Consider the following 14,611-nt stretch of genomic DNA (forward strand, 5'->3'; position numbering starts at 1 on the left):
CGCATCCTCTTTGCCGCCGCATTCGGGGATGGGCGGTGCGGTCATTCGGGCGAGGCCTCCTATCGGGTGACCTTGTCCGCAAGAAAAGGCGTCGGCGGGTGGGGCGGGGATGAGAGGTTTCGGCAGCCGTGGGAGTGAGGGCCAGGTGGCCGCAGCGAAGTCAGGACCCGGCGCGGCGCGTCCGTCAGGGCATGCGCCGCAGGCCCGGATCCGAATTCCCGGCACGACAGGGCGCCGTGGCCGACGCGCCCGGGGCCGTGGGAGGTTCTCGGCGGTTCCTCGGAGAGGGGCCGGGACACGCGGGGAATGGTGCGTCGCCTGGTCCGGTGGGGCGACATAATGGCGCGGACTGTCACGAACCAGGTGCGCGCGACGAACCCCCGCGGGACCGGCGAATATGCGGTCGCCGGACGGGAAGACGATCTCTGGTACGTGGCGGTGGACGGGACACCCAGGGGGAAGGCAGGGGGCGGGTCCGCCGTGACGCATGCAGAAAAGGGATGTCCCGGACAGCGAGGAACGGTTCCGCGTAGGTTTCGGACCCCGGTCGCGTTGGCGTTGCTGGCGGTGCTCGTTCTGGCCGCGTGCTCGACCTCCCACCGCGCGGTCACCGAAAGGCCGGGCAAGGCGGCTGCGGCAACGCCGGAGACTCCGGAAACACCCGAGAACGCCAAGCCCGGGACGGCGGACTGGCAGGTCCGCCGCAAGGGCGCCGAGCACGAGATCGAGGGGTACGCCGACCGCGTGAGCGTGCTGCCGGGCCAGTCGTTCCGGCTGTTCGTCTCGACCACGACGTCCGGGTTCACCGCCGAGGCGTTCCGGATGGGCTGGTACGGGGGCGCGAACGCGCGGCGCGTGTGGCGGTCCGGGCAGGTGCCCGGCGTCCGGCAGGCGGCGGCCCGGATCGGCCGTAAGACGCGCACCGTGTCGGCGCCGTGGCGGCCGTCGCTCACCGTCGCCACGGCCGACTGGCCGGCGGGCAGCTACCTGATCAGGCTGACCGCCGCGTCGGGCGCGCAGCGGTTCGTGCCGGTGACCGTCCGCTCGACGGACACCGCGGGACGGGTCGTGGTGCTGAACGCGACCACCACGTGGCAGGCGTACAACAAGTGGGGCGGCTACGACCTGTACGGGGGGCCGTCCGGATTCTCCGACCGGTCCTACGCGGTCAGCTTCGACCGCCCCTACGACAAGAACGGCGCGGGCAAGTTCCTGACCTACGAGCTGCCCGCCATCGCCCTGGCCGAGAAGGCGGGCGTGCCGCTGGCGTACGCGACCGACAACGACCTGCACGCCGACCCCGGCCTGCTGGGCAGGGCGCGCGGACTGCTCACCCTCGGGCACGACGAGTACTGGTCGACGGCCATGCGCCAGCGCGTGACGCAGGCCCGCGACCAGGGCGTCAACATCGCCTTCCTCGGCGCCAACGCGGTCAACCGGCACATCCGGTACGAGGCCACACCGCTCGGCGACGACCGGCTGGTGGTCTGCTACAAGGACTCCGCGACCGACCCCGTCTCCCGGACGAACCCGGCCGAGTCGACACAGGACTGGCGGCTGCCGCCGAAGCCGCGGCCGGAGAGCGACCTCATCGGCATCCAGTACATGTGCTTTCCGGCGGAGGGCGCGTTCACCGTCCACCGGCCCGACTTCTGGCTGTTCCGCGGCACCGGCGTGCGCGCGGGCACCCGGTTCCCCGGCATGGTCGGCCCGGAGGCCGACGCGATCGCCCCCGGCGGGCCGACACCGCCGACACTGGAGATCGTCGGACGCTCCCCGATCAGCTGCGGGACCGGCACGGCGGTCGCGCACGCGTCCTACTACACCACCCGCAGCGGCGCGGGGGTGTTCGCCACCGGCACCATGCGCTGGGTCTGCGCGATGCGCGGCAAGGCCTGCGGGCACGGCGTCGACGAGGCGGGGCGCGCCTTCGTCACCCGGGTCACCGACACGCTCGTCCGGGCGATGGCCGCCGGCCCGCTCGGCCGCAGCCACCCGTCCCGTCCCAACACCAAGCAGCTCACCGCCGCCCCCTGAACAGGCCGCCGACGGCCCGGTCCGGTCGGCCGGCGGCTGGATCAGGCAACCCCGTCCACAGGGTGTGGACGGGGTTGAGCGTAAGGGCCGACGCCGCCAGCGGGGGGTTCGTCAGGGGCGGTGGAGGGTGTCCTTGAGGCCGCTCGTCCAGTGGACGGTCAGGGTGTTCGCGTGGGCGGCGGCGGTTCCGGCGGTGCGCTTTCCGGTGCCTTTTGTGCAGGTCAGCTTGATGTGGCCGGACGCGTTGACCGTGCCCGTGCAGAAGTCCGGCGCGTTGAGGGCGGCGGCGCCCCGGTAGAGGTGGAGCCGGACGCGGGCGCCGCCGGAGCCCGCCGTCCAGGTGCCGTCCAGAGCGGACTTCTTCTCGGCGCCCGGACGGACGCCGTTCAGCACGACCGCGCCGGGGCCGCCGGACGGAGAGCCCCCGGAGGACGGGCCTCCGGGGGTGCCGGTGGAGGCGGGCCCGCCGCCGGCGGTCGGGGGGATCGAGGGCTCCGATCCGCCGCAGCCGCCGGCGAGCAGGGTCAGGGCGGTCATGCCCGCCAGGGCCCGCCTCCGCATGTCGTCTCCGTTCCTCGAGGCCGGGCCCTCAGCGGCGGGCCGTGACCTTGTAGGTGGCCTTCTTCGGAGCCGGGGTCGGCGCCTTGGCGGCCTTCCGCTGGGTCGTCCCGGCCTTGAGCAGCTGCTTGAGCTTCGTGGCGACCGGGCCGGACGCCAGGCTCTGCGGCGTGTTGCTCGCGTTGATGCCGTTGCCCAGGTTGAGGACGCCGGTCATCTTCATCGAGTTCTGCGACGCGGGCGAGGGCAGGCCCATCATCTGGTTGATGACGCCGTCAAGGATCCCGAACGGACCGCAGCCCTTGGCGGCCGGGACGTCGATGGGCGCCTCCAGGGAGATGGCCCCGGGGACGAACCCGAGGTGCGGGTCGCCGTTCGGCGCCCCGGCCAGGAAGGTCGTCGGCAGGCTCGCGTTGATCGGACCGATGACGCAGGTGGTGCCGAGCAGCGGGTTGTTGAGGTGCACGTTGAGCGGCACCCGGACGGCGAGTCCGGTGTCGGTCAGGTAGAGGTGCACCTTGCCGGCCAGCGTCTGGCTGATCGTGAGGCGGTTGACCTCCCACATCGCGGCGGGCGACTTGCCGAGGATCGGGCCGATCAGGGGCAGCTGCCCGATGAGGCCGCCTTCCACCTCCACCGGCTTGGAGACGAGCTGCTCGCCGACCACGGGCGGGTCGAGGACGAGGTCGCCCGTCTCGTCCGGCGCGCCGAGGGAGCCGGTGATGCGGATGGCGCCGTTCGGCAGGCTCTGGTCGAACGTACCGATCTTGACGTTGCCGCCGGTGGTGACCTGCGTCTGGCAGAGGGTCTCCACGGCGCACTGGTTCTGGAAGCGGGCGCCGGGGACGGGGCTGGAGCCCGGGTTCGGGGAGGGCACCGCCGGGTGGGACGAGCCGGACGGCGGGGCGGCCGGGTCGAAGTGCCCGATCAGGCCGCGGCCGGGCTCGGTGAACCAGAGGTGGCCGCCGGGGCCGCTGATGATGCGGGTCGGCGCCGACAGGGTCGCCGGCAGCGGGTACTCGGCGATCTCGCCGGTGGCGGGGTCGAGGCTGCCGATGTTGCTGGCGGCGGCCTCGGTGAACCAGAGCTTGCCGCCGTGCGCGACGATGCCGGTGGGGTCGGAGTCGGGGCGCCCCGGGGCGTACTCGGCGACCTCGCCGGTGGCCGGGTCGACGGAGCCGATCCTGCCGACGCCGGGCTGGGTGAACCAGACCTTGCCGTCCGGGCCGGACACGATGTCGCCCATGCCCGGGTAGCCCTGGTTGGTGAACGGCGTTTCGTAGGTGGTGACCGCGCCGGTGGCGGGGTCGAGCCGCCCGACCAGGCCGCTGTTGTCGCTGAACCACACCGCCTGGTCCGGGCCCACCGTGACCCCGTACGGGGCGAGGCCCGTCGCGTACGCCGTGACGTTCCCCGACGGGTCGACGCGGCCGATCGTGCCGGAGAAGGCGCCGGTGACCCACACCGACCCGTCCGGGCCGGGCGCGATTCCGGCGATCTGCGCGTTGGCGAAGTTCACGTCGCCGGTCGTCGGCAGTTCGAAGAGCGTCGCGGCGCCGCTCGACGGGTCCACGCGCCCCACCCTGGGGACGCTGTAGGACAGGTCGGTGAACCAGACGGCGCCGTCGCTCGCGGCCGTCATCGCGTCCGGAATGCCGAGCCGGCCCTGCGAGTTCTCGCTGACCTTGAACTCGGTGACCTTGCCGTCGGCTCCGACGCGGCCGATGCCGCCGGCGTTCGCGGCGTACCAGACGGTGCCGCCCGGTCCGGCGGCGAGGCCGACCGGCGCGACGTCCGGCACCGGCAGCGCCACCTCGGTCACCTGGCCGTCGGCCGACGCCGACGGCATCGCCGCGAGCGGGCTCAGCCCGAGCACCGCGGCGAGGGCGATGGATCCCGCCCGTGTACGTCGATGGCGCATGCCATCGCCTCCTATGGTTCCTCATCCCCGAAAGCCGACAGGAGTAGCGGTGATCGCGAAGGATCACGGTGATCGCGAAGGATCACAGGGGGCCAATAGAAACTCTTGAGTGTCCAGAGTCAAGCAAGATCGCGGGAAGGGGCCGCAACCGGCCAAGCGGTCCACCGGAACGTTCCGGAGCACATCGACCGCCCGGACCACGGCCCGGCGGGCGGGGCCGTGGTCCGGAAAGGCGGCGGGCCGGAAACGCGTCGGCGTTTCCGGCCCGCCGGGGGTGGGCGCGGAGGGCTGCGGGGCGGGTCGGCCTCCGCGGATCATGTGCGCCGGATCAGCGCGTCACGGCTCAGGTGACGTTGATCTGCGGGAAGGTCCCGCCGCTGTTCTTGACGATGTACGCGCCGCTCAGCGAGGCGGTGTCGCCGCTGTTCGCGATGCCCAGGCAGCCGGAGGTGACGTTGCTGATCGTCAGGCTGGCGCCGCCGGCGGTCAGCTTGCCGGTGCTGTTGGTGTAGGAGCCGGACGCCGTGCCGTTGATGTCCATCTGGCAGAGGCCGAAGGCCGCCGAGGCGTGCGCGGAGATGCCGCTGATGCTGCCCGGGGTGACACCGCCCGACGTGGTGCCCGTGACGTTCACCTTCCACGGGAGGGCCTTCGTGGTCACGGTGAAGGTGAAGCCGCCGCCCTTGCAGTTGGTGAACCCGATCGAGCTGAGCGAGCCGACCTGGAGCGGCGAGCCGCCGCTCGTGGTCCCGTTCGGGATGCTGCCGGCGCCGGTGGACGCGGTGCAGGTCACCGCGATGCCGGTGGTGGTGTCGGTGATGACGAGGTTGCCGGAGTTGGCGGCGGTCACCGAGCCGCCGTTGGTCACGGTCGCGGTGAGGGTGGCGGCGCTGGCCGCGGGAGCGAGGAAGAGCGCGAGAGCGGACGCGCTCGTGGCGGCGAGGGCCACCGAGGTGATCTTACGCACGGGGAATGACCTTTCCTGGGGGTGGGACCGGGTGCCTGGGGACGGGCACGGGCCTTCCTGCGTGGGTGGTGTGAGCTCACCATTCACCTACCAGCCAGTACGGTAAGCGGAGATTTTCACGGCCGACAAGGCTCGGAAGCGGGGACGACGCCGATTCCGGCAAGGTCTGTCAACGGCTGAGTAAAACGCGCCGCGCGGTTTGTTCGCCGATGAGGAGGCGGTGGTCGGCGGTCAACGGTCCGACCGGAAAGCGCCATGGGGCCGCGCCGATATCCGTGCCCCCGTCAACTCTCCGCGACGTATGCCTGTCAGTGACCATATTCCTTTTCGCGGCACCGTTCCGAGGCCTTTTCCGACTAGACACCCCTGGGTATTTTGAACGGCATGTCGGTTCCGGTTGGACAGGCCGCTCCGGCGCGCGGCGGGGACGGTGCGAACATCCGTCCCGAGCCGGCGCCTCCCGAACTCGTCGAGGTCCTGCGCTCGGGGCTCCCCGGACTGGCCGAGGAGATCTACACGGCCGTCCGCACCACCGTCCCCGACTACGCGGTCGCGGACGGCGGCCCGCCCAGCCCGGAGCGGGTGGTGCGGGAGACCATGCGCACGTACATGGCGCGCTTCGCCGACCCGGCCGAGCCGCTCGACGGCCTGCTGGAGCTGCTGCACTCCTTCGGGCGCAAGGAGGTCACGGGCAACCGCAGCCTGGAGTCCCTGCACGCCGCGATCCACATCGCCTTCGACACCTCCTGGCACCGGATCACCGAGGTGTGCGTCCGCAACAAGGTCTCGGGCGCCGATCTGGCCCGCGTCGCGGAATTCCAAATGGCCTTCATGGACCAGATAATCGAGCCGATCGTCGAGGCTTATCTGGACCAGAGCCTTAAGGCGCCGGTCGACCTCGTCCATTCCCGCAGGCTGCTCATGCAGGGCCTTTCCACGCGTCCGGTCGCCTCCCGCGAGACCGTCGAGCACCTCGCGGCGAGACTCGGGTGGAACGTGCCGGAGACCGCGACGCCGGTCGCGGTCCGCCGCGGCGCGCGGTGGCGCCCCGCCGCCGAACGCAGCGACGTCCTGTCCGCCCTCGGCGGGTCCGCGCCCTGGCTGCTCGTGCCCGGCGAGGTCGACGAGGCCCGGCGCGCGCTGCTCGGCGCGGCGCTCGACCGCGGGCCCGTCGCGGTCGGCCTGACCGTGCCGCTGGACGAGATCCCCGACGCGCTGCGCTGGGCGCGCGGCGTGCTCGCCCTCGCCGAGGACGGCGTGATCGACGCGCCGCCGCTGATCCGCGCCGAGGACCACCTCCTCGACCTGTGGCTGACGTGCGATCCGCCGCTCGTGGAGGAGCTCGCGCGGCGCAGGCTCGGCGGCCTGGCGGACCTGCCGGAGGCCAAGGGGCGCGCGCTCACCGAGACGCTGCGGGTCTGGCTGGAGCAGTGGAGCACGGCGGCGGACGTCGGGCGCCGCCTGCACCTGCACCCGCAGACCGTCCGGTACCGGCTGCGGCAGATCAGGAAGGAGGTCGGCGGCCCGCTGGACGATCCCGAGACGCGCTTCGTCCTGGAGGCCATCCTCAAGGCCCGCCGGCGGACGCCGCCGGAACGGCCCGCTTCCTGACCTCAGCCTCCCGACCCCCCGCCCCCCACCCCCAGGGAGCCCGTGCGATGCCGAGGCCGCTCTCACCACCGGAGTCCGACGATCTGCGCAAGCTCGTCGCGGCGCTGTCGCCGGACGTCCGGACGACCGTCGTCCCGGGCCTCGTCGACGAGATCGTGGAACGCATCCGCGCCGCGATCCCCGCCTACGCGCGGCCGCCCGGAAGCGCTTACAACCGCGTCCTGCATACCGCCGTCGAACGAAACGTCCTCGGCTTCCTGGACTGGCTGGCCGACCCCTCCCGACCGCTCGACCGCCGGGACGAGCTGTGCCGCAAGATGGGCGCGTTCGAGGCGATGGAGGGGCGCCCGCTCACCGTGCTCCAGTCGGCCTACCGCGCCGCGACGCAGGTGGCGTGGTCCCGCATCCGGGCGATGCTGGACGACCGGGTCGCGTCCGTCCTCGCGGTGTCCGCGCTGGCCGAGGCTGTCATCGACTACATGGACGAGGCGGCGGCCCTGTCCAGGGAGGGCTACGAGAAGGCCAAGGCGGAGGAGTGCGGAGGACGCGCCGCCGCCCGGCTGGCCCTGCTGCGCGCCCTGGTCGCCCCGGCGCCGTCCGTCGAGCCTGACCCGGCCGCCGACTGGCCGCTCCCGGACGAGGTCACGCTGGTCGCCTTACCCGCCGGGACGCTCCCGGTCAGCCCTCTCCTGGACGCCGACGTCCTGCTGGACCCGGAGGACCCCGCGCCGTACCTCCTCGTCCCCGGCCCGCTCACCGGCGAACGGCGGGCGATGCTCGAAGCCGCCCTGGCCGGGGACCGCGCCGCGGTCGGCCTGACCGTCCCGCGCGCCCGCGCCGCCGACTCGCTCCGCTGGGCCAGGCGCCTGCTCGACCTGGGTGACGTCCTGCACGACGGCACGCTCACCCTGTGCGAGGACCACCTGATGAGCCTGTGGCTGCTGGCCGACGGAGCGCTGATCGACCAGATCACGCGCCGCGGCCTGGCGCCCCTCGCCCCGCTCAGCGACCGGCGCAGGCAGCCGCTGGTCGACACGCTCGCCGTCTGGCTGCGCACCCGCGCGCCCGCGACGCGGATCAGCGAGGAGCTCGGCGTGCACGTGCAGACCGTCCGGTACCGGATGCGCGTCCTGGAGCACCTCCTCGGCGACGAGCTCGCCGACCCCGGCACCCGGTTCGCCGTCGAGACCGCCCTGCGCGCCCACCGGCTCCGCGCCCGCGGCGCCGGCGACCGGCCGGTGCCCTGCCCGCCCGACACCGGAGACTGAGCCGGGGACGCGCCGCCGGCCCGCCACGGAACTTGATCAACGGTTGACCGCGGGCTGCCTTTCGGCAGCCGACCGGCCGGGAAGTGTGCCCAGTGCATGCCCGGTGGGGCGGCCTCCCGATGGTGCTCTGCCGCCGAGGTCTCCGACGACGGGGAAGGGAGCGCGGTGGAGACGACAGCGGTGCTGGACCGGTGGCAGTTCGGCGTCACCATCGTCTACCACTTCCTGTTCGTGCCGCTCACGATCGGACTGGCCTTCTTCGTCGCCGCGATGCAGACCGCCTGGTACCGCACCGGCAAGGAGCACTACCTGCGGATGACGCGGTTCTTCGGGAAGCTCTTCCTGATCAACTTCGCGCTCGGGGTGGTCACCGGGATCGTGCAGGAGTTCCAGTTCGGCATGAACTGGTCGGTCTACTCCCGGTTCGTCGGGTCGGTGTTCGGGGCGCCGCTGGCGATCGAGGGCCTGGTCGCGTTCTTCCTGGAGTCCACCTTCATCGGGCTGTGGCTGTTCGGCTGGGACCGGCTGTCCCCGCGCGTGCACCTCACGATGATCTGGCTCGTGGTGGCGGGCACCTGGTCGTCCGCCTACTTCATCCTGGCGGCCAACACCTGGATGCAGCACCCCGTCGGCTACGCGATGAAGGGCGGGCGCGCCGAGATGACGTCGCTCGGCGACGTCCTCCTCCAGCCGCTCCAGATCACCCACTTCTTCCACACGATCGCCGCGTCGCTGGTGACGGCCGGGCTCCTGGTCATCGCCGCGTCCGCGTACCGGCTGCGCAAGGCCCGGCGGGAGGGCGTCGCCCCGGACGACGCGGACGTGACGCTGTTCCGGGCCGCCGCGCGCGGGGCGCTGTGGGTGACGGCCGTCGCGTCCGTCGTGGTGATCGGCGTGGGGCACTTCCAGGCGCAGATCCTGGTGAAGCGCCAGCCGATGAAGATGGCCGCGGCCGAGGCGCTGTACGAGACGCAGGCGCCCGCGCCGCTGTCCCTGCTGGCGATCGGGCCCTGGGAGAAGCACCCGGAGCGCACCAACGTCGACATCGTCATCCCGCACGGCCTGTCGGTGCTGTCCACCAACAGCTGGAACGGGCGGATCCGCGGGATCGACGACGTCCAGCGCGAGTACGAGGCGCGGTACGGCCCCGGCGACTACACCCCGATCATCGGCAGCATCTACTGGTCCTGGCGCGTGATGATCACGGTCGGGTTCCTCGTGCTGCTGTACAGCGCCGCGTGGCTGTGGATCGTCTTCCGGCGCGGCTGGGCGTGGTCCCGCTGGTTCGCCTGGACGGCCTACGCGTTCCTCGCGCTGCCGTTCCTCGCCAACACCGCCGGCTGGCTGGTCACCGAGATGGGCCGCCAGCCGTGGATCGTCCAGGGCCTGCTCAGGACGCACGACGCGATCTCCCCGATGGTCGGGACGGGCCACGTGATCGCGACGCTGGCCGGCTTCGCCGCCGTCTACGGGGTGCTCGCCACGATCATGATCTGGCTGATGGTCCGGGCGATCCGGATCGGCCCGGAACGTCCCGCCCCCGACCTGACCCGCGAGGACGCGCTGCCGCCCATGCTCCACTGACCGTCCGGCGCCCGGCCCTCAGGAACACGGCCCTCAGGAACCCGGCCCCGCGTTTGGAAAGGTGCGTCACACCATGGAGACCGCAGGGCACTTCGACCTCCAGACGCTGTGGTTCGTGCTGATCGCGGTGCTCTGGATGGGGTTCTTCCTGCTGGACGGCTTCGACTTCGGCGTCGGGATGCTCTACCCGTTCGTCGGCCGCGACGACCCGGAGCGGCACGCGCTGCTCGCCACGATCCTGCCCGTGTGGGACAGCTACGAGGTGTGGGTCATCGTGGCGGGCGGGGCGACGTTCGCCGCGTTCCCGGGCTGGTACGCGAGCATGTTCTCCGGCTTCTACCTGGTGTTCTTCGGGATCCTGGTCGCGCTCATCGTGCGGGGCGTCGCCATCGAGTACCGCAACAAGCACGACGACCTCTCCTGGCGCCGCCGCTGGGACGTCGCGCTGCCGATCTCGTCCCTGGCCATCCCGTTCCTGCTCGGCGTCGTGTTCGCCGCGATCACGCGCGGGGTGCCGATGGACCCGCGCGGCGACGTCACCGGCGGGCAGGGCGTGCTGTTCACCGGCTACTCGGTGCTGGCCGGGTTCACGCTCGTGGCGGCGTTCGCGCTGCACGGCACGCTGTTCCTCGCCTTCCGCACCGAGGGCGGCCTGGAGGGGCGGGTACGCCGCTTCTCCCTCGCGATCTACCCGGTCGCGGCGGTGCTGCTGATCGTGTTCACGGTGTGGACGGCCGTGCAGGCCTCGTCGTCGGCGCCCTACACCGTGCCGGTGTACGTGCTGCTCGGGCTGAGCCTCCCGGCGGCCGCGGCGTCCGGGCCGCTGATCTGGCTGAAGCGCCCCCTGGCCGCGTTCGCGGGGACGTCCGCCGCGGTCGTGCTGCTGGTCGCCGCGCTGTTCGCCCGGCTGTACCCGCGGGTCATGGTGTCGTCCACGGCCGGCTCGCCGAGCCTGACGATCTACAGCACCGCGTCCAACCACTATTCGCTGGTGGCGATGACGATCATCGCCGGCGTGTTCGTGCCCGTCGTGCTCGTCTACCAGATCTGGGCGCTGTGGGTGTTCCGGGCACGGCTCTCGCGGGAGGACTTCGCGCGCCCGCCGACCCCGCTGCACATGATCACGAAGGGTCGGCGGCCGGGCGGCTCGTCGTCCGGCGGCGCGGCCGCCGAGGGCGGGGAGTAGGCCGCGGATGCGCGCGTTCGACCCCTGGCTGCCGCGGGACGTCCCCGGCGTCCGCCGGTTCCTGGCGGCGGCGGGAGCGGTCGCGGCCTGCTCGGCGGCGCTCACGATCGCGCAGGCCGCGCTGTTCTCCCACGTCGTCGTCGCCGGCTTCCTCGGGGGCCGCGACGTGCGGGACGTCCTGCCCGCGCTGCTCGGCTTCGCGGCGGTGGGCGCGGCGCGCGCCGCGCTCGGCTGGACGTCGGAGACCGGCGCCCGCACGGCCGCGTCCCGCATGGTCCGCGAGCTGCGCGGCCGGGTGCTGCGCCGGATCGTGCGGGCGCGCCCGGGGCGCGTGCCGTCCGGCGAGGCGGTGACCGCCACCACGGACGGCGTCGAGGCGCTGGAGACCTACGTCGCCCGGTTCCTGCCGCAGCTGATGACGGCCGCGCTCGCGCCGCCCGCGATCCTCGCCTGGGTCGCCTTCCGGGACGTCGCGTCGGCGCTGGTCATGGCCGGGACGCTGCCGCTCGTCCCGCTGTTCGGGGCGCTGATCGGCCGCTCGACCAGGGCACGGACCCGGGAGCGGTGGCGGGCGCTCGCCCTGATGAGCGGGCACTTCCTCGACGTGGTGAACGGGCTGACGACGCTGCGCGCCCACCGCCGGGGCCGCGCTCAGGCGTCCGCCATCGCCGCGACCAGCGACCGCTACCGGCGGGAGACGATGCGGGTCCTGCGCACGGCCTTCCTGTCGGCGTTCGTGCTGGAGCTCGCCGCGACCCTCGGCACGGCGCTGGTCGCGGTCGGCATCGGTCTGCGGCTGACGACCGGCGCCATCGGCCTTGAGGCGGGCCTCGCGATCCTCGTCCTCGCGCCGGAGCTGTACGGGCCGCTGCGCGGGCTCGCGGCCGAGTTCCACGCGGGCGCGGACGGGCTGACGGCGTCGCGGCGGCTGTGCGCGCTGCTCGCGCTGCCTCCCGCCGTGCCGGCGCCCGCGCGCCCGCGTCCGGCCGCGTTCGGGACCGTCCGGCTGGTGGGCGTCACCGCCGGATACGACGGCCCGCCCGTCCTGACCGGGATGTCGATGGAGATCCGCCCAGGGGGGCGGACGGCGCTCGTCGGGGACAGCGGCGCGGGCAAGAGCACCCTGCTGGCGCTGCTCCTGCGGTTCGTCGAGCCGTCGTCCGGGCTCATCACCGTGGACGGGACGGACCTCGCCGCGTTCGACCCGGACGAGTGGCGGCGGCTGGTCGCCTGGCTGCCGCAGCGCCCCCGGCTGCGTCCCGGCCCGGTGGCCGAGGCCATCGCCCCGGCCGAGCCCGGCGGCCTGAGCCCGGAGGCCGCGGCCGAACTCGCCGGCGCCGCGGGCCTGCTGAACCGCACGGTGGGCGAGGCGGGCGCCGGACTCTCCGCAGGCGAGATACGCCGCGTGGCCCTGGCCCGAGCACTGGCCCGCCCCGCCCCACTCCTCCTGCTGGACGAACCCACCGCCCACCTGGACCCGACCACCGCCCAACACGTGACCGACGCGCTCCTGGCCCTCAGCGACCGCACGCTGGTGATCGCCACCCACGACCCACGCCTCGCCGAAGCCGCAGACCAGCTGATCGCCCTGACCCCCGCCCCCACCGGAGCCCTCACGTGACCGGCCGCGCGCCGGTCGCCGGGCGCGAGCCGCGATCGGCCGTGGACACCGCCGTTCGACAAGACCAGTCCCGCTACCGGAGGCCTCGCATTGATGGGCGCCCACTGGTCGTAGGACACGAGCCGCGACCGCTCGCGGACGCCGCCCGAGAGGTCGCCCCGGCCCTGCCTCGTGCGGGAGCTTTCGCGTGAGCCGGGGGCCGGTGCGGGAGTTGATCGGTGCTGCGCGGCCGGTGGCGCATCGGTTCGCCGGGGCGGCGCTTTGCGGGGGGCTCGCGTTCGGGTCGGGGGTCGCGTTGATGGGGACCTCCGGGTATCTGATCTCCCGGGCGGCGCTGCGGCCGGAGGTCGTCGCGCTGGCCGTGGCGATCACCGCGGTGCGGGCGTTCAGCCTGTCGCGGGCCGCGTTCCGCTACGCCGAGCGCCTGGTGTCCCACGACGCGAGCTTCCGGCTGCTGCGCGAGCTGCGGGTGCGGTGGTTCCGGCGGCTGGAGCCGCTCGTCCCGGCCGGGCTGCCGGGGGCCAGGTCGGGCGACCTGCTCAGCGGGTTCGTCGCCGACGTCGAAGCCGTCCAGCACCTGTACCTGCGCGGGTTCGGTCCGCCGGTCGTCGCGCTGGTCGTGGGCGCGGGAACCGTCGCCGCCACCGCGTGGCTGCTGCCCGCCGCCGGGCTCTGGCTGGCGCTGGGGCTGCTGCCCGCCGCGCTCCTCCTGCCCGCCGCTGCCGCCGCGCTCACGCGTGCCGCCGCGTCCCGGCGGGCCGAGGGCCGCGCGGCGCGCAACGCCGAGACCGTGGAGCTGCTGCACGGCGCACCCGATCTCGTCGCCTTCGACCGGGTGGACGACCAGCTCGGCCGGATCGGCGCCGCCGACGCCGTACTGGCCCGGATCGCGCGCCGCGACGCCCGCACCGCCGGGTTCACCTCGGGGTCGGTCACCCTGCTCACCGCCGCCACGACGCTCGCCGTCCTGGTCGCGGGGCTGCACGCCGTCCACCGGGGCGCGCTGCCCGGCGTCCTGCTCGCCGCCCTCGCGCTGGCGGCCGCGGCGGCGTTCGAGGCCGTCCGGCCGCTGCCGGAGGCGGCCCGCGACCTGCTCACCGCGCACGGCGCCGCCGCCCGCCTCGGCGCGCTGACCGCCCGCCCGGCGCCCGCCGCCGACCCGCCGCGCCCGCTGCCCGCGCCGCGCGGCGACCTCCTCCGGGTGCGCGGCGTAAGGGCCCGCTACGCCGCCGGCTCGCCCTGGATCCTGGACGGCGTCGACCTCGACCTGCGTCCCGGCGACCGGGTCGCGCTGCTCGGCCCGAGCGGGGCGGGCAAGAGCACCCTGGCGCACCTGCTGGTCCGGTTCCGCGACCCCGACGAGGGCCGCGTCACCTTCGACGGCCACGACCTGCGCGACCACGCGCAGGACGACGTCCGGCGCGCGATCTGCCTGGTCGACCAGCACGCCCACCTGTTCGCCACCACGATCCGCGCCAACGTGGCGCTCGCCAAGCCGGACGCCGAGGAGTCCGAGATCGTCGGAGCGTTGCGCCGCGCCCGCGTCTGGGACTGGATCGCCGGCCTCCCCGACGGGCTCGACACCCACGTGGGCGAGCACGGCGTCCGGGTCTCCGGGGGCCAGCGGCAGCGGATCGCGCTGGCACGCGCCTTCCTGTCCGGCGCGCGGCTGCTGGTCCTGGACGAGCCGACCGCCCATCTCGACCCCGCCACGGCCCGCGACCTCCTCACCGACGTGCTCGGCGACCCGTCGGGGCCGGGCATCCTGCTGATCACCCACGCACCGCCGCCGCCCGGAGCCGTCGACCGGGTCCTGCACCTGCGCTCGGGACGCCTCCACGAGCCCGGCGCCTGACCG

Annotated in this window: 10 protein-coding genes; 7 read left to right on the top strand and 3 right to left on the bottom strand. The window is 73.7% G+C overall.

The window, feature by feature from the left end; translation table 11 throughout:
- Positions 1-552: 552 nt before the first annotated feature.
- Complete coding sequence (locus ABWI07_RS16175) at positions 553-2,037, top strand: N,N-dimethylformamidase beta subunit family domain-containing protein (protein WP_353819013.1); 1,485 nt, start codon at positions 553-555, stop codon at positions 2,035-2,037.
- 111 nt (positions 2,038-2,148) lie between these two features.
- Here the strand turns inward: ABWI07_RS16175 and ABWI07_RS16180 are convergent, their stop codons facing one another.
- The 3 genes from ABWI07_RS16180 to ABWI07_RS16190 form a co-directional block, all read right to left on the bottom strand.
- The gene (locus ABWI07_RS16180) at positions 2,149-2,598 is read right to left on the bottom strand and encodes a hypothetical protein (RefSeq protein ID WP_353819014.1); all 450 of its coding nucleotides are present in this window, start codon (positions 2,596-2,598) and stop codon (positions 2,149-2,151) included.
- Between the two features lie 28 nt (positions 2,599-2,626).
- Complete coding sequence (locus ABWI07_RS16185; RefSeq protein ID WP_353819015.1) at positions 2,627-4,516, bottom strand: Vgb family protein; 1,890 nt, start codon at positions 4,514-4,516, stop codon at positions 2,627-2,629.
- A gap of 343 nt (positions 4,517-4,859) precedes the next feature.
- The gene (locus ABWI07_RS16190; protein ID WP_353819016.1) at positions 4,860-5,483 is read right to left on the bottom strand and encodes a PraA/PraB family alkane oxidation protein activator; all 624 of its coding nucleotides are present in this window, start codon (positions 5,481-5,483) and stop codon (positions 4,860-4,862) included.
- Between the two features lie 384 nt (positions 5,484-5,867).
- On the opposite strand from ABWI07_RS16190, the gene ABWI07_RS16195 reads away from it, so the two are divergent.
- From ABWI07_RS16195 to cydC, 6 genes are all read left to right on the top strand, one after another.
- Entirely contained in the window at positions 5,868-7,094 is a 1,227-nt protein-coding gene (locus tag ABWI07_RS16195) for a PucR family transcriptional regulator (RefSeq protein ID WP_353819017.1), read from the top strand.
- A 47-nt stretch (positions 7,095-7,141) separates the two neighbouring features.
- Complete coding sequence (locus ABWI07_RS16200; RefSeq protein WP_149259913.1) at positions 7,142-8,362, top strand: PucR family transcriptional regulator; 1,221 nt, start codon at positions 7,142-7,144, stop codon at positions 8,360-8,362.
- A 165-nt stretch (positions 8,363-8,527) separates the two neighbouring features.
- Entirely contained in the window at positions 8,528-9,946 is a 1,419-nt protein-coding gene (locus tag ABWI07_RS16205; protein WP_235036858.1) for a cytochrome ubiquinol oxidase subunit I, read from the top strand.
- A 73-nt stretch (positions 9,947-10,019) separates the two neighbouring features.
- Positions 10,020-11,132: a cytochrome d ubiquinol oxidase subunit II gene (gene cydB, locus ABWI07_RS16210; protein WP_353819018.1), complete on the top strand. Its 1,113-nt coding sequence runs from the start codon at positions 10,020-10,022 to the stop codon at positions 11,130-11,132.
- A 7-nt stretch (positions 11,133-11,139) separates the two neighbouring features.
- Positions 11,140-12,753, top strand: a complete 1,614-nt coding sequence (cydD, locus tag ABWI07_RS16215) for a thiol reductant ABC exporter subunit CydD (protein WP_353819019.1) — start codon at positions 11,140-11,142, stop codon at positions 12,751-12,753.
- Positions 12,754-12,955: 202 nt separating this feature from the next.
- Complete coding sequence (gene cydC, locus ABWI07_RS16220; RefSeq protein ID WP_353819052.1) at positions 12,956-14,608, top strand: thiol reductant ABC exporter subunit CydC; 1,653 nt, start codon at positions 12,956-12,958, stop codon at positions 14,606-14,608.
- Positions 14,609-14,611 lie beyond the last annotated feature (3 nt).

This window comes from Actinomadura sp. NPDC000600, from assembly GCF_040492135.1.
Classification (GTDB): Bacteria; Actinomycetota; Actinomycetes; order Streptosporangiales; family Streptosporangiaceae; genus Spirillospora.

What these genes read in the sequence shown, in the direction of transcription:
- ABWI07_RS16185 (WP_353819015.1), bottom strand. Translation starts at nt 4,516, where the DNA reads ATGCGCCATCGACGTACACGGGCGGGATCCATCGCCCTCGCCGCGGTG.
- cydB (WP_353819018.1), top strand. Translation starts at nt 10,020, where the DNA reads ATGGAGACCGCAGGGCACTTCGACCTCCAGACGCTGTGGTTCGTGCTG.
- cydD (WP_353819019.1), top strand. Translation starts at nt 11,140, where the DNA reads ATGCGCGCGTTCGACCCCTGGCTGCCGCGGGACGTCCCCGGCGTCCGC.
- ABWI07_RS16180 (WP_353819014.1), bottom strand. Translation starts at nt 2,598, where the DNA reads ATGCGGAGGCGGGCCCTGGCGGGCATGACCGCCCTGACCCTGCTCGCC.
- ABWI07_RS16195 (WP_353819017.1), top strand. Translation starts at nt 5,868, where the DNA reads ATGTCGGTTCCGGTTGGACAGGCCGCTCCGGCGCGCGGCGGGGACGGT.
- ABWI07_RS16200 (WP_149259913.1), top strand. Translation starts at nt 7,142, where the DNA reads ATGCCGAGGCCGCTCTCACCACCGGAGTCCGACGATCTGCGCAAGCTC.